The organism is Stenotrophomonas sp. AS1, assembly GCF_048957655.1.
Lineage (GTDB): Bacteria > Pseudomonadota > Gammaproteobacteria > Xanthomonadales > Xanthomonadaceae > Stenotrophomonas > Stenotrophomonas bentonitica_A.
This window is the reverse complement of the sequence record NZ_JARVXM010000009.1, coordinates 259,598-278,854: the sequence shown is the minus strand read 5'-3', so window position 1 is coordinate 278,854 and position 19,257 is coordinate 259,598. Positions and strand designations below refer to the sequence as shown.

Annotated in this window: 18 protein-coding genes; 13 read left to right on the top strand and 5 right to left on the bottom strand. The window is 67.9% G+C overall.

Annotated features, from left to right (window positions below; all coding sequences use genetic code 11):
• Positions 1-4: 4 nt before the first annotated feature.
• From PV764_RS18370 to PV764_RS18355, 4 genes are all read left to right on the top strand, one after another.
• Positions 5-1,063: a LacI family DNA-binding transcriptional regulator gene (locus PV764_RS18370; RefSeq protein ID WP_046274231.1), complete on the top strand. Its 1,059-nt coding sequence runs from the start codon at positions 5-7 to the stop codon at positions 1,061-1,063.
• Positions 1,064-1,282: 219 nt separating this feature from the next.
• A complete protein-coding gene (gene kduI, locus PV764_RS18365) occupies positions 1,283-2,131 on the top strand; it encodes a 5-dehydro-4-deoxy-D-glucuronate isomerase (protein ID WP_070426314.1) in 849 nt (282 codons plus the stop codon).
• A gap of 66 nt (positions 2,132-2,197) precedes the next feature.
• On the top strand, positions 2,198-2,953 hold the full coding sequence (kduD, locus tag PV764_RS18360; RefSeq protein WP_019184096.1) for a 2-dehydro-3-deoxy-D-gluconate 5-dehydrogenase KduD: 756 nt from the start codon (positions 2,198-2,200) through the stop codon (positions 2,951-2,953).
• 101 nt (positions 2,954-3,054) lie between these two features.
• A complete protein-coding gene (locus PV764_RS18355; protein ID WP_421117242.1) occupies positions 3,055-4,155 on the top strand; it encodes a GDSL-type esterase/lipase family protein in 1,101 nt (366 codons plus the stop codon).
• 79 nt (positions 4,156-4,234) lie between these two features.
• On the opposite strand, the gene PV764_RS18350 is transcribed toward PV764_RS18355, so the two are convergent.
• Both PV764_RS18350 and phhA read right to left on the bottom strand, forming a co-directional pair.
• Positions 4,235-4,885: a DMP19 family protein gene (locus tag PV764_RS18350; protein WP_421117241.1), complete on the bottom strand. Its 651-nt coding sequence runs from the start codon at positions 4,883-4,885 to the stop codon at positions 4,235-4,237.
• Between the two features lie 31 nt (positions 4,886-4,916).
• Complete coding sequence (gene phhA / locus PV764_RS18345) at positions 4,917-5,813, bottom strand: phenylalanine 4-monooxygenase (RefSeq protein WP_019184099.1); 897 nt, start codon at positions 5,811-5,813, stop codon at positions 4,917-4,919.
• 127 nt (positions 5,814-5,940) lie between these two features.
• On the opposite strand from phhA, the gene PV764_RS18340 reads away from it, so the two are divergent.
• The gene (locus PV764_RS18340; RefSeq protein WP_019184100.1) at positions 5,941-6,423 is read left to right on the top strand and encodes an Lrp/AsnC family transcriptional regulator; all 483 of its coding nucleotides are present in this window, start codon (positions 5,941-5,943) and stop codon (positions 6,421-6,423) included.
• 125 nt (positions 6,424-6,548) lie between these two features.
• Here the strand turns inward: PV764_RS18340 and PV764_RS18335 are convergent, their stop codons facing one another.
• Positions 6,549-7,547, bottom strand: a complete 999-nt coding sequence (locus tag PV764_RS18335; protein ID WP_019184101.1) for a patatin-like phospholipase family protein — start codon at positions 7,545-7,547, stop codon at positions 6,549-6,551.
• A 240-nt stretch (positions 7,548-7,787) separates the two neighbouring features.
• Here PV764_RS18335 and PV764_RS18330 point away from each other — a divergent pair, with 240 nt between their 5' ends.
• Both PV764_RS18330 and PV764_RS18325 read left to right on the top strand, forming a co-directional pair.
• Positions 7,788-10,055, top strand: coding sequence for a TonB-dependent receptor (locus PV764_RS18330; RefSeq protein WP_421117240.1), 2,268 nt, complete (start codon positions 7,788-7,790; stop codon positions 10,053-10,055).
• Positions 10,055-10,642, top strand: a complete 588-nt coding sequence (locus tag PV764_RS18325) for a hypothetical protein (RefSeq protein WP_421117239.1) — start codon at positions 10,055-10,057, stop codon at positions 10,640-10,642. The genes PV764_RS18330 and PV764_RS18325 overlap by 1 nt, the downstream gene beginning before the upstream one ends.
• Positions 10,643-10,676: 34 nt before the next feature.
• Here PV764_RS18325 and PV764_RS18320 read toward each other — a convergent pair whose 3' ends face one another.
• Together PV764_RS18320 and PV764_RS18315 are read right to left on the bottom strand one after the other, a co-directional pair.
• Complete coding sequence (locus PV764_RS18320) at positions 10,677-11,525, bottom strand: acid phosphatase (RefSeq protein WP_421117237.1); 849 nt, start codon at positions 11,523-11,525, stop codon at positions 10,677-10,679.
• 127 nt (positions 11,526-11,652) lie between these two features.
• Entirely contained in the window at positions 11,653-12,483 is an 831-nt protein-coding gene (locus PV764_RS18315; RefSeq protein ID WP_421117236.1) for an ABC transporter ATP-binding protein, read from the bottom strand.
• 151 nt (positions 12,484-12,634) lie between these two features.
• Here PV764_RS18315 and PV764_RS18310 point away from each other — a divergent pair, with 151 nt between their 5' ends.
• From PV764_RS18310 to PV764_RS18285, 6 genes are all read left to right on the top strand, one after another.
• Positions 12,635-13,837, top strand: coding sequence for a DesA family fatty acid desaturase (locus PV764_RS18310; RefSeq protein ID WP_019184105.1), 1,203 nt, complete (start codon positions 12,635-12,637; stop codon positions 13,835-13,837).
• Between the two features lie 3 nt (positions 13,838-13,840).
• Positions 13,841-14,218, top strand: a complete 378-nt coding sequence (locus PV764_RS18305) for an EF-hand domain-containing protein (protein ID WP_421117235.1) — start codon at positions 13,841-13,843, stop codon at positions 14,216-14,218.
• A gap of 45 nt (positions 14,219-14,263) precedes the next feature.
• Positions 14,264-14,884 carry a hypothetical protein gene (locus PV764_RS18300; RefSeq protein WP_019184107.1) on the top strand — a complete coding sequence of 207 codons (621 nt, stop codon included), beginning with the start codon at positions 14,264-14,266 and terminating at the stop codon, positions 14,882-14,884.
• 36 nt (positions 14,885-14,920) lie between these two features.
• Complete coding sequence (gene mutM, locus PV764_RS18295) at positions 14,921-15,733, top strand: bifunctional DNA-formamidopyrimidine glycosylase/DNA-(apurinic or apyrimidinic site) lyase (RefSeq protein ID WP_284128571.1); 813 nt, start codon at positions 14,921-14,923, stop codon at positions 15,731-15,733.
• 65 nt (positions 15,734-15,798) lie between these two features.
• Positions 15,799-16,362, top strand: coding sequence for an ECF-type sigma factor (locus tag PV764_RS18290; RefSeq protein ID WP_019184109.1), 564 nt, complete (start codon positions 15,799-15,801; stop codon positions 16,360-16,362).
• 30 nt (positions 16,363-16,392) lie between these two features.
• Positions 16,393-19,224, top strand: a complete 2,832-nt coding sequence (locus PV764_RS18285) for a protein kinase domain-containing protein (protein WP_421117234.1) — start codon at positions 16,393-16,395, stop codon at positions 19,222-19,224.
• Positions 19,225-19,257 lie beyond the last annotated feature (33 nt).

Here is a 19,257-nt window from a genome sequence, read left to right as displayed (position 1 = left end):
CGACATGTCATTGCGCAGCAAAACCGATCCGTCGCCGCACGGATTGACCAAAGGCAAGGCCGCCACGATCAACGACATCGCGCGTCTGTCCGGGGTATCGAAGAAGACCGTTTCGCGGATCATCAACAACTCGCCGCTGGTGCGCAAGGACACGCGCGAGAAGGTCGAAGCGCTGATGCGCGAGGTCGGTTACACGCCGGACCCGCTGGCCCGGGGGCTGGCGTTCCGGCGCTCGTTCCTGATCGGCATGGTGTACGACAACCCGACCGCGCAGTACATCGTGGACATGCAGTACGGCGCGCTGGACGCGCTGCGCGGCTCCAGTTTCGAGCTGGTCGTGCACCCCTGCGATTCGCGCAGCCCCGGCTACATCGAGGGGGTGCGCCGCTTCGTGCAGCAGCAGAAGCTGCACGGCGTGATCCTGGTGCCGCGTGCCTCCGAAGACCAGGCGCTGGTGGACATGCTCGATGAGATCGGCTGCCGCTTCACCCGGATCGCCTCGCTGCCGCTGGATGACACCTCGCAGATGGTGGTCACCCACGATCGCGACGGCGCGGCCGAAGCTGCCGATTACCTGCTTTCCCTGGGCCACCGCGACATCGCCCTGGTGACCGGCCCGAGCGCGTACCGCTCGGCGCACGAACGCACCGCCGGCTTCATCGATGCGCTGGCCAAGCGCGGCATCGAGCTGCCCCCCGCTCGCATCGTCGAGGCCGGCTACACCTTCGAATCCGGCGTGGCCGCGGCCGAAAAGCTGCTGCTGGGCAAGCAGCGCCCGACCGCCATCTTCACCGGCAACGATGAAATGGCCGCCGGTATCTACAAGGTCGCCCTGCGGGCCGGCATCAACATTCCGCGCCAGCTGTCGATCATCGGCTACGACGACAGCCCGCTGGCATCGCGCCTGTGGCCGTCGCTGACCTCGGTGCGCCGCCACACGCGCGATACCGGCCGCACCGCCGCGGCCATGCTGATCCAGCCCGATGGCCAGGCGGTGATGCAGCACGCCAGCGTGCGCCCGCACCTGATCGTGCGCGACTCCTGCCAGCCGCCCGAGGATTGACGCGCGCCGCGATGGCAACGACGCGCGTTCATGATGAACGCGTCGCCACGCACCCGTGCACTCCGTTGCCGATCACACGGCTTTTCTGACATGGACACCACGCCGGGCCCGCCCCGGTCTATCGTGCGCTGCAAAATGACACCGGTTTACCAAATCGCTACAATCCCTTGAAATCGCGCCGGGGCCGACGCATCGCCCCACCCCTGCTCTGGAGACGCCATGTACTGCAAGACCCACTACGCCACCCATCCCGACGCCATCAAGGGCGCCAGCAATGACGACCTGCGCGAGCTGTATCTGCTCGACGGTCTGTTCAACGCCGATGCGGTGACCCTGAAGTACACCCATTACGAGCGCTTCGTGCTCGGCGGTGCGGCCCCGGTCAACGGCCCGGTCTCGCTGCCCAAGCAGACCGAGCCGGCCTCGGCTGCCGGCCACGCGTTCCTGGAGCGCCGCGAGCTGGGCGTGATCAACGTCGGCGCCGGCAGCGGCACCGTCACCGTAGACGGCACCGTGTTCACGCTGGGTCCGAAGGACGGCCTGTACGTGGCCATGGGCAGCACCGAGGTGGTGTTCGCTTCCGATGACGCGGCCAACCCGGCGCAGTTCTACCTGGCCTCGACCCCGGCGCATGCGCGCTTCGAGACCAAGGCGCTGTCGATCAAGGACGCCGTGGCACTGGACCGTGGCGCGCTGGAAACCAGCAACGAACGCACCATCTACCAGTACATCGTGCCGGCCACCTGCCAGTCCTCGCAGCTGCTGCTGGGCCTGACCGTGCTCAAGCCGGGCAGCGTCTGGAACACCATGCCGCCGCACCTGCACGACCGCCGCAGCGAAGTCTATTTCTACTTCGACCTGGGCCAGAACGACCGCGTGTACCACTTCATGGGCGAGCCGGACGCGCAGCGCCACATCGTCATCCAGAACAACGAAGCCGTCGTCTCGCCGCCGTGGTCGATCCACATGGGCGCGGGCACCAGCAACTACGCCTTCATCTGGGCGATGGGCGGCGAGAACCTGGATTACACCGACATGCACGTGCTGGACATCTGCCAGCTCAAGTAACCCCGACACGCCGCCGGCATCGCGCTGGCGGCGTCTGTTATGCATTGGACAAGGACCACATACGCAATGGCTAATCCGTTCAGTCTGGAAGGCAAGGTCGCCCTCGTCACCGGTGGCAACACCGGCCTGGGCCAGGGCATCGCGGTCGCATTGGCGCAGGCCGGTGCCGACGTCGCCGTGGCCGGCATCGCGCCGCCCACCGAAACCATCGCCAAGATCACCGCCCTGGGTCGCCGCTGCCTGGCGATCGAAGCGAACCTGATCAGCATCGAGCCGGTCGAGCGTGTCATCCGCGAAACCATCGAAGGCCTGGGCGGCCTGGACATCCTGGTCAACAACGCCGGTCTGATCCGCCGCGCCGACGCGGTGGAGTTCAGCGAGCAGGACTGGGATGACGTGATGAACGTCAACATCAAGTCCGCGTTCTTCATCTCGCAGGCCGCCGGCAAGCATTTCATCGCCCAGGGCCGCGGCAAGATCATCAACATCGCCTCGATGCTGTCCTTCCAGGGCGGTATCCGCGTGCCGTCGTACACCGCGAGCAAGAGCGGCATCGCCGGCATCACCCGCCTGCTCGCCAACGAGTGGGCCAGCAAGGGCATCAACGTCAACGCGATCGCCCCGGGCTACATGGCCACCGACAACACCGCCGCACTGCGCGCCGATGAGGACCGCAACAAGTCCATCCTCGACCGCATCCCTGCAGCGCGCTGGGGCACCCCGGAAGACCTCGGCGGCACCGCCGTGTTCCTGGCCTCCAGCGCCTCGGACTACGTCAACGGCGCAGTGCTGCCGGTTGATGGTGGTTGGCTCGCCCGGTAACACCCTCGCTACGCGCTGGCGCGCCCACGATCTGCGCTGCGGATCGTGGGCTCCGGTCGTGCCGGCCGCTGGCCGGCAGCTCTCCATCCAGGAGCATGACCATGCTGCGTTTGCTGTTGTCCCTGTCGTTCCTGCTCGCGGCCCCCAGCGCGCTGTGCGCCCCGCACCGCATCTTCATTGCCGGGGATTCCACCGCCGCCGAGTACGGCCCGGAGCGCGCGCCACAGGCCGGCTGGGGCCAGGCCTTGCAAAGCTATCTCGATCCCGCCGTGTGGGAGGTCCGCAACCACGCCAAGGGCGGCCGCAGCACGCGCAGCTTCATCGACGAAAAGCGCCTGGATGCGATCGCCGCCGAACTCCAACGTGGCGACGTGCTGCTGATCCAGTTCGGCCACAACGACGCCAAGTTCGAAGACCCCACGCGCTATACCGATCCTGCCGTTGCCTACCCGCAGTTCCTGAAGCGCTACGTGCAGCTGGCGCGCGACAAGGGCGCCACGCCGGTGCTGATCACCCCGGTGGCGCGGCTGCTGTACGACTTTGGTTCGCTGCTGGACACGCACGGTGTGTACACCCAGGCCGTGAAAGCGCTGGCGACCCGCGAGCAGGTCGCGCTGATCGATCTCAACGACAGCTCCACGCGCTGGATCCGCGGGCTGGGCGAGCAGGGTGCCAGGCCCTATTTCATGTTCGTACCCGAGCAGAACAAGGCCGACGGCACGCACTTCAGCGTGGCCGGTGCGACGGCGGTGGCGTGCCTGGTGATGCGTGACTGGGTGGCGTTGCAGCCGGAACTCACCTCGGCGCTGAAGCGCGATATCGACTGCGAGGTGCGCAGTGCAGGGCGGGGTGGTGAGGCCACCAAACCCTCGCGCGTGGTCCACGAGCGTGACATCGCGGTGACCCAGCCCGGCCCGCATGGTGGAGCGGGGCCGACCACGGCGTATCCGTTCTTCGCCGGGGATGACCTCCCGTTCGTGCTGCGCAAGCGCGTGCTGCACAAAGGCGCGGGGATCGGCCTGCATCCCCAGCACAAGGACGAGATCTACTACATCGTCAGCGGGCAGGGCAGCTACGTACTGGATGGGAAGCAGTACGACGTGGCGGCGGGGGATGCGCTGCTGACGAAAACGGGCAGTTCGCATGCGCTGCAGCAGGTGGGCGAGGAGGATCTGGTGGTGCTGCTGGCGTACCCGCGGTGATCGAAACCCAGCCGAGCACGGGCTCGGCGCTACACGGGCTGCGTTGCGCTGTAGCGCCGGGCCTACGCTCGGCCTGGCCCTACAACGGCTCCGGGCCGAAGTGCTGCAGCCCCAGCCGCGCCAGGTCTTCCGGGCGCTCGAAATAGGCTTCGTCGAAGGCGTGCAGGGCGGCCTGCTCCTCATCGGTCATCGCGCCGTACAGGTCGGTCAGTTCCTTGATTTCCGGGTCGTCCTCCAGCCGGTCCAGCAAGCCACGCATCCCTGCCAGGATCGCGTGGGTCTGCACCGCACCCATTGCCTGCAGCGCGCGCAGCGCCAGCTGGCAGGTCGGGTCGCCCCAGTTGCACAGGAACTGCATGAAGCCCCCGTTGTTGATGTCCGCCTCCATGCGCCACAGCGCCACCAGCTGCTGGTCCTCATCGGACAGCGCATCCAGCGACCATCCGGCCGATTTCAGCCGCGCCAGGGCCGCCTCGTAGCGGTCGTCCCACACTTGGTTCGGCACATCGACCACGCCCTTCTTGCGCGCGGGAAGCAGTGCCGGCCAGTTCACGCCCAGCCCATCGGGCGTGAGCACCCACTGCGCGCGCTGCAGGGCATCGGCCTCGTGCAGCGCAGGTGCCCAACGTAAGGGTTGCCGGGTGCGCCGGCCATCGGCGAGGGCCAGCAGGACGAAGTCGTCGTCGAAATCGACGGTGGCCACGCGCAGGGAAGCGAAAACATCGGTCATGCGGGTCAGGATACCGGACCGGCCAGCGCGCTCACACGTCGCCGCCGTCTTCCCAGCCTTCGCCCGTACCCTTCTGGAATACGCGGTCGCCGTCCTGCACCTCACCGGCTGGCAGATGGTCCTTCGCCTCCAAGGCGGCATAGATCGGGGTGAAGTCCGGCGCGGTGGCCTGCATCAACTGCTCGAAGCTGTCGATGACGAAGTAGGTCTTCTGGAAGGTGTCGATCCGGTAGCGGGTGCGCATGATCCGCTCCAGATCGAAACCGATCCGGTTCGGTGCGGCCGACTCCAGCGAGTACAGCGATTCGCCCTTGGACGACACGATGCCGGCGCCGTAGATGCGCAGGCCCTCATCGGTGTTGATCAGCCCGAATTCCACCGTGTACCAGTACAGGCGGGTGAGGTGCTGCAGCGCCTCCGGGCCGATGGCATGCGCCTTGACGCCGCCGCGGCCGTAAGCGGCCATGTAATCGGCGAACACCGGGTTCATCAGCAGCGGCACGTGCCCGAACAGGTCATGGAACATGTCCGGCTCGGCGATGTAGTCGATCTGGTCCGGGCGGCGGATCCACCAGGTGACCGGGAAACGGCGGTTGGCCAGGTGGTCGAAGAAATCCAGTTCCGGCAGCAGCCCCTCCACACCCACCAGGGTCCAGCCGGTGGCGGCGCCGAGCACCTCATTGAGCTGGTCGAAGCGCGGGATCATGTGCGCGCTCATGCCCATCTCATCCTGCGCATGCAGGAACTCCTTGCTGGCGCGGCCGACCAGCAATTCGCGCTGGCGCTGGAACAGGGTGCTCCAGGTCGCGTGGTCGTCGGCGGTGTAGCTGTCCCAGGGCTGTTCCACGATGGCAGTGGTATAGACCGGCACGTATCCCTTGTCGGTCTGCTGGTGTTCGACGCGGCGGGGGGCGGTGGCGGTTTCCATCGTGGTGGTCTCCTGGGAAGTCATCTGCCGATGCTAGGGCAGGGCGCGCGCAAGAGGTTTGCAAAGTTGCGCGGATATGGCCTGTTGGCGCAATATCATTGCGTCCACATCATGTTGCGGGGCAGCAATGACCGGAGATGCCCAGTTCGACCGCACGGATCTGCGCTTGCTGGCGGAAATCCAGCAACACGGTCGTGCCACCAACGCCGAGCTCGCCGCCCGGGTCAACCTGTCTCCGTCGGCCTGCCTGCGGCGGGTCCAGCGGCTGGAAAGCGAGGGCGTGATCGCCGGGTATGGCGCCCGCCTTGAGCCGCGTCAGATCGGCCTGGGCCTGCAGGCCTTCGTCCGCGTGCAGCTGGAGAAACACGACCAGCACGCCATCGGCGTGTTCGCCGACAGCGTCGTGGAATGGGATGAGGTGGTGGCCTGCCACGCGCTCACCGGCGACATGGACTACCTGCTGCACATCTATGTGCGCGACCTGGAGCACTTCTCCAGCTTCCTGCTCGACAAACTGCTCAATGCCGCCGGCGTGGCCGACGTCAATTCCAGCTTCGTGCTGCGCACGGTCAAGGAATTCCGCGCGCTGCCGTTGTCGCAGCTGGAATGACGCCGATCGCCCTCGCGATCGCACGGTAGAGCCGACCGTTGGTCGGCTGCCCCAACCCCATGGCCCCGCGGCAACGTCGCTCGAACGGCAGCCGACCAACGGTCGGCTCTACCGATGGCGGGGTTTCAGCCCTCGCACTTTTCCTTGCGCCCCATCAGCCGGCCCACGCGCGAAGGCGCATCACACTTGGGCGTGGCCGGCGGCGGGGCCAGCGCGGCGGCACGCGCCTTCTGCAGCTGCTGCACCTTGGCGCGGATCTGCGGCATCGCCGCCATCGCGGCCTTCTCGCCTTCCAGGATCGCGTTGTTGCGCTGGCCGAAATCGGCCGCGCCGATGTCCAGCACCTTGGGCCTGATGATCACGTCCGCGCGTGCCAGTTCCTGCTCGCCCAGGCGCTGGCCCATGATCGAGATCGACTGGTTGACGATGCCGAGCATGCCGGTCGGCGCCTTGCCGCTGGCCTTGCTGGAGATGTCCACGGCGATCACGATGTCCGCGCCGAGCTGGCGCGCCGCATCGACCGGCACCGGGCTGACCACGCCGCCGTCGATGTAGTTGTACTTGCCGATCTTCACCGGCTCGAACACGCCGGGGATGCTGCTGGAGGCGCGCACGGCCTGGCCGACATTGCCACGCACGAACACGGTGCGCTCGCCGGTTTCCAACTGGGTGGCGACCGCGGCGAACGGCTTGCTCAGCTTCTCGGCGGGGCGGTTGTCGACCTGGGCGTTGACGTAGTCCTGCAGCTTCTGGCCCTGGACCAGGCCACCGGAGAACAGGCGCACGTCGCGGATGCTGGCTTCATCCAGGGCGACCGCCTTGGACTGCATCTGGAACGCATCCATGCCGCTGGCATACAGCGCGCCGACCACGCTGCCGGCGCTGGTGCCGGACACCACCACCGGCTCGAAGCCGTTGGCCTCCAGCATCTTGATCACACCGATATGGGCGAAGCCCTTGGCCGCGCCGCCGCCGAGCGCGATGCCGATCTTGACCGGCTTGGCCGGGGTCACCGGCACGGCCGCCGGCGGCGGGGTGGGGCGCACGGGATCACCGCCGCAACCGGCCAGCAGGCCGAGCAGGGCAACGGACAGCGTCAGGCGGGTACGGCGCAGTGAGGTCATCGGCGTGGCAACGTGAATGGGCATCGAGGGCCGCCAGCATACCGAAGCGCTGGCGGACCCGGCAGGGCGGCAGGGCAGGGCATTCAGGCGATGACCGGGGATGTCGGGACGCGATCGCCGTCACAACGCGCAGGCTCGGGAGCAGGTAATGAATAGCCGTTGTTTGCGGCTCTGTTGCTGTACTGCAACAATTGTCTGGTAGCGCCGGTCCACCACCCCTCCCAACACAGCCTAAACGCCATGTTCCCGAACCGCACTGCCCACGGCCGTTTCCCGTCCGTGCACCCGCTCGTTGTCGCGCTTGCCGCCCTGCTGCCATTGACGGCCGCAGCCCAGGACGCCCCCGCCACCAAGGATCCGGTCGCCCTCGATACGCTGCAGGTCACGGCGCAACGCCGCGTCGAAAACGCCAAGGACGTGCCGGTCTCGATCTCGGCCATCCAGGGTGAAAAGCTCGACGTGCTCGGTTCGGCCGGCGATGACATCCGCTTCCTGTCGGCGCGTGTGCCCAGCCTGAACATCGAATCGTCCTACGGCCGTGCCTTCCCGCGTTTCTACATCCGCGGTCTGGGCAACACCGATTTCGACCTCAATGCCTCGCAGCCGGTCTCGCTGGTGTATGACGATGTGGTGCAGGAAAGCCCGCTGCTGAAGGGCTTCCCGCTGTTCGACCTGGCCGGTGTGGAAGTGCTGCGCGGCCCGCAGGGCACGCTGTTCGGCCGTAATACCCCGGCCGGCGTGGTGAAGTTCGATTCGGCGCGTCCCTCGCAGGATGCCGACGGCTACATCAAGGTCGCCTACGGCAGCTACAACACCTGGAACACGCAGGGCGCCTACGGCGGCCCGCTGACCGACCGCTGGTCGGCCCGCGTGTCCGCGCTGTACCAGCGCCGCGACGACTGGGTCACCAACACCCGCCAGGGCGCCCCGGCGCAGGGCTTCGAGGGGTATGACGAAGCCGCTGCCCGCGTGCAGTTCCTGTACGAAGGCGATGATGTCGAAGCGCTGTTCAACCTGCACAAGCGCAAGCTCAACGGCACCGCGCGCCTGTTCCGCGCCAACATCATCAAGCCGGGCACCAACCAGCTGGTCGAGAACTTCGACCGCGATGAAGTCTCCACCGATGGCCAGAACTTCTCCGACCTGGAAACCTGGGGCGGCAGCGCGCGCCTGAAGTGGGACCTGGGCCGCGTGACCCTGCACTCGATCACCGGTTACGAGACCGCCGAATCGCTCAACCACGGCGACATCGACGGCGGTTACGGTGCCAGCTTGCTGGGCGCCGGCAACTACGGCCCGGGCAACATCCCGTTCGCCTCCGAATCGGCCGATGGTCTGCCGCACCACCGCCAGTGGACCCAGGAATTCCGCGTGGAATCCAATGAATGGGGCCGCTTCGACTGGCAGGCCGGCGTCTTCTACTTCGATGAAGACGTCACCATCGACAGCTTCAACTACGACTCGCTGACCCCGGGCAACCCGCAGACCGGCCATGCCGTGCAGCAGCAGCGCAACAAGGCCTGGGCAGCGTTCGCCTCCGGCGATTTCGACGTGACCGAGCGCTTCAAGCTGCGCGGAGGCGTGCGCTACACGCAGGACAAGAAGGACTTCAGCGCCAGCGTGCTGCAGGCCGTGCCGTTCGGTACGCCGGTCAGCGGCCCGTACATCGCCAAGACCGACGTCAACGACGTCAGCTGGGACCTGAGCGGCGTCTACCAGATCACCGACAACCTCAACGCCTATGCCCGCGTGGCGAAGGGCTTCCGCGCGCCGTCGATCCAGGGCCGTCTGGCCTTCGGTGGCGTCTCGCAGGCGGATTCGGAGAAGGTGATCTCGTATGAAGCCGGCATCAAGGCCGACCTGTTCGACCGCCGCGCACGCCTGGGCTTCAACGTGTTCCGCTACAACGTCGATGGTCAGCAGCTGATCGCCGTGGGTGGCAGCAACAACACCGCGACCCTGCTCAACGCGGACAAGACCATCGGCCAGGGCGCCGAGCTCGACTTCGAGGCCTACCTGACCGACCACGTCCTGCTGACCCTGGGCAGCAGCTACAACGACACCGAGATCAAGGACAAGGATCTGGCGGTGGCGATCTGTGGCGGCGGCTGCACCATCACCGACCCGACCACGGTCATCGATGGCGGCACCTACGCACTGGTCAACGGCAACCCGCTGCCGCAGGCGCCGAAGTGGATCCACAACCTGACCCTGCGCGCCGGCTTCCCGGTCAACGATGCCAGCGAGTTCTATGTCTACACCGACTGGGCCTACCGCAGCGAAGTGAACTTCTTCCTGTACGAGTCCCCGGAGTTCCGCAGCCGCTCCTCGCTGGAAGGTGGCCTGCGCCTGGGCTACAACTGGGATTACGGCCAGTACGACGTGGCCGTGTACGGCCGCAACCTGACCGACCAGGTGCGCGTGGTCGGCGCGATCGACTTCAACAACCTGACCGGCTTCCTCAACGAACCGCGCACGTTCGGCGTGGAGTTCACCGCGAAGTTCTGATGGTAGGTACCCACCGTTGGTGGGTACGCTGTGGAAACGAAAACGGCGCGGAGAAATCCGCGCCGTTTTTTGTTGCATTGCCGTCTAATCGCGGCATTCGACGTAAGATCAAAGGCATGGACGTAACGGACTACAAGCGATCTACACGGCGATGGGCGTTCCTGTTCTGGGCGACCATGGATGCGGTCCAGGTCGCTTTCTACGCCTTGTCGGCACTGCAACGCGGACGGACTCCCTACGTCGATGATGTTCATGGGTCGCTGGCCGTTCTGCAAAGCCATGGGTACGCCACCCTGCTGATGCTGGTGCCAAGCTGGATGCTGCAGGCAAGCCTGATTGCATCGGCTGTACTGCTGCTGCGCCATAGCCGATATGGCGTGCTTCTGGCGTACGCGCAGATACCGTTGCGGCTGATGTTTCTAGTGCCGTCGGTGCCCTTTGCGTTGTCGGCGCTTCAGGGCCTCACCATGGCCCCGGCCGCCAGCGTGCTGATGGCGGTGGGGCTGATGTTGGTGATCGAGCTGCTCAAGATGGGGACGTTGCGTCGAAAGCCTGGTCTCCCTGCTGTCCGCGGCAACGTCCAGTAACGTCCAGTAAGGTGTCGCGTTGTGACTGGCCGCCTTACAACGCGCTCGCCGGCCGCACCTTCAACACCGCTTCTTCGGCCGCACAATCCCGCGCCGAATGCAGCCCTGCCTTGCGTGCCGCGGCGATCTCCTTGCGTGCCGCCAGCAGGTCACTGTTGAACGCGGCGTTGTCATGCAGGCGTGCCACGGCGGCAGCGCCCATGAAGCGGCCTTCGAGGATATCGCTCTGCCAATGCACGTTGCAGACCAGGCGGCTCTCGCCGTAGTTGCGGCCGCGTGCCTGGATCGCGTCGGCGCGGTCCGGGGCGATCTCCGAGAGGATCAGGGCCCAGGCCCAGCCGATCGAGGTATGGCCGGACGGATACGAGCCATTGCCGCGCAGGTCCTGCTCGTCTTCCGGCGAGCAGGTGGGCTCACCATTGACCATGAACGGCCGCGCGCGCTGGTAGTGCTTCTTCGCCGTGCGGGTGGCCGCGCTGGCATCGATCCGGCTGCGTTCCAGCAGGCGGTACAGGGCAGGCGTCTTGACCGCATCCACGTCGACATCGATCGCGCAGGAGAACTGATTGGCCCCGGCCGGGAAGGCGAGTTCGGCGTCGCGGTGGGCCTGTTCGAAGCGTGGGCTGCCGCGCAGGGCACGGGCTTCACGGCTGACCTGCTCATCCAGCGCGAAGCCGGCCGAACCGGCGGCCGGCGGTGCCGGTACCAGTGCCAGGCTGTCCGGCACGGCGCTGCCCTGCAGGTAGCCGACCGCCTTGGTGGTGACCGACGCTTCCACCGCCGTGGTGCGCGGTGCCGCCGTTGACGAACAGCCGGCAAGGGCGGTGAGCAGGGCGGTCACCAGCATCGGGCGAACGGCAGCAGAGCGCAGGAACGACGACATCGGCAGGTCTCGAAGAGGGGGAGCCGCATGATCGCAGCTTCATCCGGCCACGGGAGCGGCCGGGCGGCATCCGGCCAGATCCGGCATGGCCGTGCCGCAGTAGGGGGCCGCGGGCCCCCTTTTGCGTTCACCCCGCGAACGCGCTCAACCGGCCGGCCTGATCCACCACGCGGATCGGGCCGCCGAACAGCTCGGACAACGGTCCGTCCCGCAGCAGTTCCGCGCGCGTGCCATCGGCGAGGATCTTGCCACCGCGCAGCATCACCACCCGCTCGATCTCGGGAATGATCTCCTCGATGTGGTGGGTCACCAGCACCAGCGTGATGCCCTGGCGGGCAAGCTCGCGCATGGTGGCGATCAACTGCTCGCGGGCGATCAGGTCCAGCCCGGTCGAGGGCTCATCCAGCAGCAGGGCCTGCGGCCGGTTCACCAGCGCCCGGGCGATCAGCACGCGCCGGGTCTCGCCGGCCGACAGCTCGGCATAGCCACGCTGCAGCAGGGGCAGGGCGCCGGTCATGGCCAGGGTTTCACGCGCGCGTTCGCGCATCTCCGGGGTCACTTCGCGGAAGGCCGGCACCACGAAGCTGGCGAAGAAGCCGGTCAGCACCGCCTCTTCCACGGTCAGCCCGGGCATGTCCGAGAGGTTGCTGCTCAGGTCGCCGGTGACGATGCCCAGCTGCGAGCGCAGCCGGTCCACCTGCCAGCGGTTCTGGCCGAGCACGCGCACCGCCACCGTGCCATCGCCATGCGCCAGCGGGTACAGCTCGCGGGTGATGAGCTTGATGAAGGACGACTTGCCGCAGCCATTGGGGCCCAGCAGGGCGGTGTGCTGGCCCTGTTCGATGCGAAGGCTGAGATCGTGCAGGACCCGGACCTGGCCGCGGATGACACAGGCGCGGTCGAGCTCGATCAGGGGGACGGAGGAGGCCGGCACCACCGGCGAGGCTGCGACTGTCATGAATGCGGGGGGCATGCTCACGAAGGTAAGGGAGGAACTGAATGACTGCGCAAAAATGGCATCGAAGGGATGAAGTTTGCAACGTCAGGCCCCATCATGTCCGAAGGTGTACCCGTTTCCTTGCTGGCCGACTGCGGCCCGGAGTTCTGCGATGCTCGATACGCTCCTCAACTTCCTGACCGGCGGTGTCGTCGGCCTTGGCTGGTGGGGCATGGCGCTGGTGCTGCTGGTGTTCACGCAGCTCACCATCTTCGCCGTGACCCTGTATCTGCATCGCAGCCAGGCGCACCGGGGGGTGGATTTCCATCCGGTCATCGCGCACTTCTTCCGGTTCTGGACCTGGCTGACCACCTCCATGATCACCAAGGAGTGGGTGGCGATCCATCGCAAGCACCACGCCAAGGTGGAAACCGATGAAGACCCGCACAGCCCGGTGACCAAGGGCATCGGCATGGTGTTCTGGCGCGGCGTGGAGCTGTACCGCGAGGCCCGCGCGATGCGTGCGGACATCGAGCAGTACGGCCGCGGCGCCCCGGATGACTGGATCGAGCGCCACCTGTACACCCCGCACGCCAATCTCGGCCCGGTCGCGCTGCTGGTCATCAACAGCGTGCTGTTCGGCCTGCCCGGCGTGGCCCTGTGGGCGATCCAGATGGCCTGGATCCCGTTCTGGGCCGCCGGCGTCATCAACGGCCTGGGCCACTGGTGGGGCTACCGCAACTTCGAATCGGCCGATACTTCCACCAACCTGACCCCGTGGGCGTTCTGGGTGGGTGGCGAAGAGCTGCACAACAACCATCACGCCTTCCCCAGTTCGGCGCGCTTCTCCATGCGCCGCTGGGAGTTCGACATCGGCTGGGCGGTGATCCGCGGCCTGCAGGCCCTGCGCCTGGCCAAGGTGCTGCGCGTAGCACCGAGCATGGACGTGCGCCCGAACATCGCCGTGCCGGATGCGGAAACCCTCAAGGCCCTGCTGTCGCACCGCTTCCAGGCGATGACCGATTACCAGCGCAACGTGTTCGTGCCGGCCCTGCGCGAAGAGGCCGCGATGGCTGGCGCCAAGCTGCGCAAGCTGCTGCCGCGCCGCATGCGCCGTGGCCTGGTCAACGACGGCCGCTGGCTCAAGCCGGATTGCCGCGCCCAGCTCAGCACGTGGGTCGAACAGCGACCGCGCATCCGCGTGCTGGTGGAACACCGTGCCCGCCTGGCGGCCCTGCTGGAAGCGCGTGGCAACGACGCCGCCGAGCGCCTGAAGCTGCTGCAGGCGTGGTGCCACGAGGCCGAAGCCAGCGGCATCGCCGCGCTGCAGAACTACGCCGCGCGCCTGAAGGGCTACGCACTGACGGCGCACTGATCGATGCGCCTCCCGACCGGGAACGTCTCCGCGAAACGCCGCCTTGTGCGGCGTTTTGCGTGTCTGGGCCTGGCCGTTGGCGTGCTGGGCGCGACGGCACAGGCGCAGGTCACCGATACCGGCAGCTACCTGCAGCGCATGGACACCGACGGCGACGGCCGGGTCAGCGTGGAGGAATACGTGCAGTGGCTGCTGTACGCCTTTGATCGCATGGACCGCAACGGCGATGGCGTGCTCAGCGTCGATGAGCTTCCCGGTGGCAAGGGCCCGCCGATCACCCGCGAACAGCAGCGGCAGACCCTGATCCAGCGCTTCCACAAGCAGGACGCCAACGGCGATGGCTACCTGAGCGCGAAGGAACTGGCCGCGCCGCCGCGGTGAGTCTGGTCTGGCCGCCAGGTGGAGCGTTGGGCGATCATGCTCCGCATGGACGATCTGATCGACGAATGGTGTGAATTCTGCGCGGGACGCAGCGAACAGGAAACGTGGTACTTCTCCGGGCTGCTGCAGGGCGTTACCGAGGCGGAGGTCCTGACGCAGGTGTTCGCAGCCTTTCCTCACGCCGATGCGCTGGAGGCGCGCGCCTTGGACGTGCTCCAGGCCGGTCGCTGGGGCAATCATCTCTACCTCCAGCCCGCCCACGAAGGGAATGCACAGGCCCGAGCCGCCGCCGCGCGTGCGTGGCTGGACGAACTGGCGCGCGTTGCCGGCGCGAATGGCGAACCGGCGTTGCAGGCAACGCTGCTCAGCGTCCCGGTTGTCAGTACATCGTCTGATCGACTGGAAGCGGCTCGGTCCACGTCCGAACCGTCGGGCTACCTGCACGATGTGATCTGCGAGGTGGTGAGGGATGCGCGCACGCTGGACACCGCGCAGGTGGCCGCACTGGACGAGGCGCTGTACCACGTCGCTTCGGATCTGTATTTGGGCTGGTACATCTCCCAGCCGTTGGCACCTGACGCCATCGATTTCGCGCCCTATCTGGCGCTCTGGCGTTTAGGGGGAGGCAGCGCGCTGGTCCAGGATGCGTTCTTGGTCCAGGAATGAACGGAGCGCGCGCGACGCGTTGAGTAGAATTGCCCCATGCCTGAACTGCCCGAAGTAGAAACCACCCGCCGCGGCCTGGCCCCGCATCTGGAAGGCCGCAGTGTGCACGGCGTGATCCTGCGCCGGCCCGACCTGCGCTGGCCGATTCCGCCGGAGGTCAGCGAGCAGCTGCCCGGCCAGGCAATTGAAGCGGTCCGCCGTCGCGCCAAGTACCTGCTGCTGGATACCGCCATCGGCAGCGCGGTGCTCCACCTGGGCATGTCCGGCAGCCTGCGCGTGCTGCCCGGCGATACGCCGGTGCGCGCGCACGACCACGTGGACATCAGCCTGGACAACGGCCGGCTGCTGCGCTTCAACGACCCGCGCCGCTTCGGCAGCCTGCTGTGGCAACCGGCCGGGGAAACCCATGCCCTGCTGGCCGGGCTGGGTCCGGAGCCGCTCGACGACGCCTTCGATGGCGACTACCTGTTCGCCCGCAGCCGCGGCCGCAGCGCGTCGGTGAAGACGTTCCTGATGGACCAGGGCATCGTGGTCGGCGTCGGCAACATCTACGCTGCCGAAAGCCTGTTCATGGCCGGGATCAATCCGCTGCGCGAGGCCGGCAAGATCTCCCGCGCGCGCTACCAGCGCCTGGCCGATGCGGTGAAACGGATCCTGGCCTATGCCATCACCCGGGGCGGCACCACCCTGCGCGATTTCATCAATCCGGACGGGGCGCCGGGGTACTTCGAGCAGGAGCTGCTGGTCTACGGGCGTGAAGGCGAGCCCTGCCGGCAGTGTGGCCGCCTGCTCCGCCACGCCACCATCGGCCAGCGCGCCAGCGTCTGGTGCGGGCACTGCCAGCGCTGAATCGTCGCGCGCCTGTCGCCCATCGGGCGGTATAGTCCGGCCAACGTCACCGGCGGGGGTGTGCGATGGACGAAGGACCGGATATCACCGTGTGGCTGGATTCGGCCCGGGCGGGCGACCGCGCCGCGCTCGACCGGGTCCTGACCCTGCTCTACCAGGAGCTGCACAGCATGGCCCGCCGGCAGCTGGCCGGTCAGCAGGGCCGCACCCTGGATGCCACCTCGCTGGTGCACGAGTCGTACCTGAAGCTGCTCGGCTCGCGGGGCGCCGCGCGCTTCGAGGACCGCGCGCATTTCTTCGCCTACGCCGCCTCGGCAATGCGCAGCGTGGTGGTCGATTACGCGCGCAACCGGCTGGCGCGCAAACGCGGCGGTGACCTCAAGCGGGTGGAGCTGCCCGAGAACAGCAGCAGCGGCGTGCGCCTGGATGAAGATCTGCTGGCGCTGGATGTCGCGCTGGCGCAGCTGCACGCGGTGGATGCACACCTGGCCAAGGTGGTGGAACTGCGGTACTTCGCCGGCCTGTCCGAGCAGGAAATCGCCGACCTGTGCCAACGCTCGGAGCGCAGCATCCGCCGCGACTGGCAGAAGGCGCGCATGTTCCTGCTGGCGTCGGTCGGGGAGCCCTGAAAGCCCACGCATCGTCCGGGGAGAGGACCGATGGAGGCGTCACGCTGGCGGCAGCTGTCCTGCCTGCTGGATCAATTGCTGGAACTGCCCGAACCGGAGCGTGAGCAGCGGCTGTCGCGCCTGCGTGTGGAGGATCCGGGCCTGGCCGAGGATGTGGAGCGCCTGCTCGCCCACGAGCGCGACAGCCACGAGTTCCTGGCCCAGCCGTTGTGGACCGCCGCGCCGGAGGACAGCCGGGTAGGCACGCGGGTCGGGCCGTACCGGCTGCTGCGCCCGCTCGGCGAGGGCGGCATGGGCGAGGTCTGGCTGGCCGAGCGTGCCGATGGCCTGTACGAGCGCCAGGTCGCCCTGAAGCTGCTGCGCAGCGGCTATGCCGATCCCGGCCTGCGCCAGCGCTTCAGCCGCGAACGCGAGATTCTGGCGCGGCTGCAGCACCCGAACCTGGCCCATCTGCTGGATGCCGGCGTGGATCTGCAGGGGCAGCCGTACCTTACGCTGGCCTACGTGGAAGGCGAGCCGATCACCGAGCACTGCCAGCGCCTGGCGCTGCCGCTGGAGCGGCGCCTGCAGCTGATGCTGCAGGTCTGCGCGGTGGTCAGCCATGCGCATGCGAATCTGATCGTGCATCGCGACCTCAAGCCCTCCAACATCCTGGTCACCGCCGAGGGCGAGGTGAAACTGCTGGACTTCGGCATCGCCAAGCTGCTTGACGATGACGAGGGCAAACCGCCCGTGCATCCTCCCACCGAAGCGCGGGCGTTCACCCTGCACTACGCCGCGCCGGAACAGGTCCGCGGCGAGCCGGTCTCCACGCTGACCGATGTCTATTCCCTGGGCGTGGTGTTGTTCGAGGTGATCACCGGGCAGAAGCCCTATCGCCTGCGCCGGCACAGCGATGCGGAATGGGAGCGCTCGATCCTGGAGGTGCAGGCCCCGCGCGCCTCGGCGGTGGTGGCGCGCGTGGCGGCCGCCGGGGGTGAGCAGGCGGTGGCGGCCAGGCGCCTGTCGCGGCGGCTGCGCGGCGACCTGGATACCATCCTGCTCAAGGCCCTGCAGAAGGAACCCGGGCAGCGCTACGCCTCGGTGGAAGCGCTGGCCCAGGACCTGCGCCGCTTCCTCGAAGGCCGCCCGATCCATGCCCGGCCGCAGCACGTGGGTTACCGGCTGCGCAAATACCTGGGCCGCCACCGCTGGGGCGTGGCGCTGGGCAGCATGGCGGTGCTGGCCCTGCTCGCACTGGCGCTCACCGCGCTGTGGCAGATGCAGCAGGCCCGCCGTGAAGTGGCGCGCGCCCAGGCGATGGAGGATTTCACCGTGGGCTTGTTCGACCGGGCCGCCGGCGTGCGCCACGGCAGTTTCGATCTGCGCCAGCTGCTGGCCACCGGACAGCAGCGGGGCGAGGCGGAACTGCGCGATCAGCCACTGTCGCTGGCCGAACTGGAAGGTGTGATCGGCCGCCTGCGGATCGGCATGGGCGACTACCAGCTGGCGCTGCAGACGCTCGATCACCAGCGCGCGCTGCTTGAGCAGGCCGGCGAGGTGCCACCGGCGCTGCAGCTGGAAGCGGTGACCCAGCGTGGGCGGGCCCTGCGCATGCTGGGGCGCTCGCGCGAGTGCGTGACCCACCTCACGCCGATGCAGGCACTGGCCACACAGCAGCGTCTGCGGCTGCCGACGGTCGTGGCCGAGTACCACACCCAGTTGGGGCGCTGCCAACAGCTGCTGGGCTACCGTGACAACGCCCGTGCCTCCTTCGAGCAGGCGCGGGTGCTGCGCCGTGATGTGCTGCGTGATACGCAGGGCACTGCGGAGAGCCTGGCCGACCTGGCCGCGCTGGACAGCGACGATGGCCGTGCGGCGGCCGCATTGGCCGGCTACCGGCAGGCGCTGCAGCTGCTGCAGGCCAAGGCCAGCGCGCGCAACCCGCAGTTGATCGCGCTGCGGCGGCACATGGGCGAGACGCTGGCCGCACAGGGCGACCTCGACGCTGCCGGGCAGGCGCTGCAATCGGCCGGCGCCGATGCGGTGGCACTGTACGGGCCGGATCACCCGGAAACCCTGTCGATCCGTCGCCTGCGCGCGCTGCTGGCGCTGCAGCGCGGTGACCTGCAGCAGGCGCAGGCCCAGTTGCAGCAGGTGCATCGCCTGACCCGTCAGGCGCTGGGTGAACAGCATCGCGATACCGGCCTGACCTGGCATGCGCTGGGGCGGCTGGCGCTGGAGCGCGGTGACAGTGCCACCGCGATCGATGATCTGGGCCGCGCCGTGGCGATCTGGCGCCAACCCGATTGCGTCGGCCTGCTGCCGCAGGGCCTGTACGACTATGCCGCTGCCCTGGCCCAGGGCGGGCGTTGGCAGGCCGCCCTGGCCGCCCTGCATGAGGGACGCCAATGGCAGGCCGCGCAACGCGGCGACGACGATGCGTCCGTGCAGCAGGCCGATCGGCAGATGGCAGAGATCGTCAGTGCGCAGGGTGATCCACGCCAGGCCGGCGAGCAGTTGGCGGCGCTGATGCGTCGGGTGGACCGTGCCGGGCCCTCCAGCCCGGCGCTGCAGCGCGCGTTGCAGCTGGCCTGGGGCCGCAACCTGGGCCGGATGGGCCAGACCGTGGAAGCGCGCCGCGCGCTGGCGCCCTTGCTGGTGGGCGACGCCGCCGACCTGGACAGCCGTGCCCTGCGCTGGCGCGCGCGCGCGGCGATGGCGCAGCTGGACTGCGGCACCTCCCCGGCGCGTGCGCGCGAAGCACTGGGCCAGCTTCGGCAGGAGCTGCAGGCACAGTGGCCGCAGGGCGGGCAGTTGCTGCAGGAGGTGAACCGGCTGCGCCAGGACTGCGTGCCGGCGCAGGTCGCCGCCGGGCCCTGACCGTGCTGGCTGAACGCCGCCGCGCATTCACCT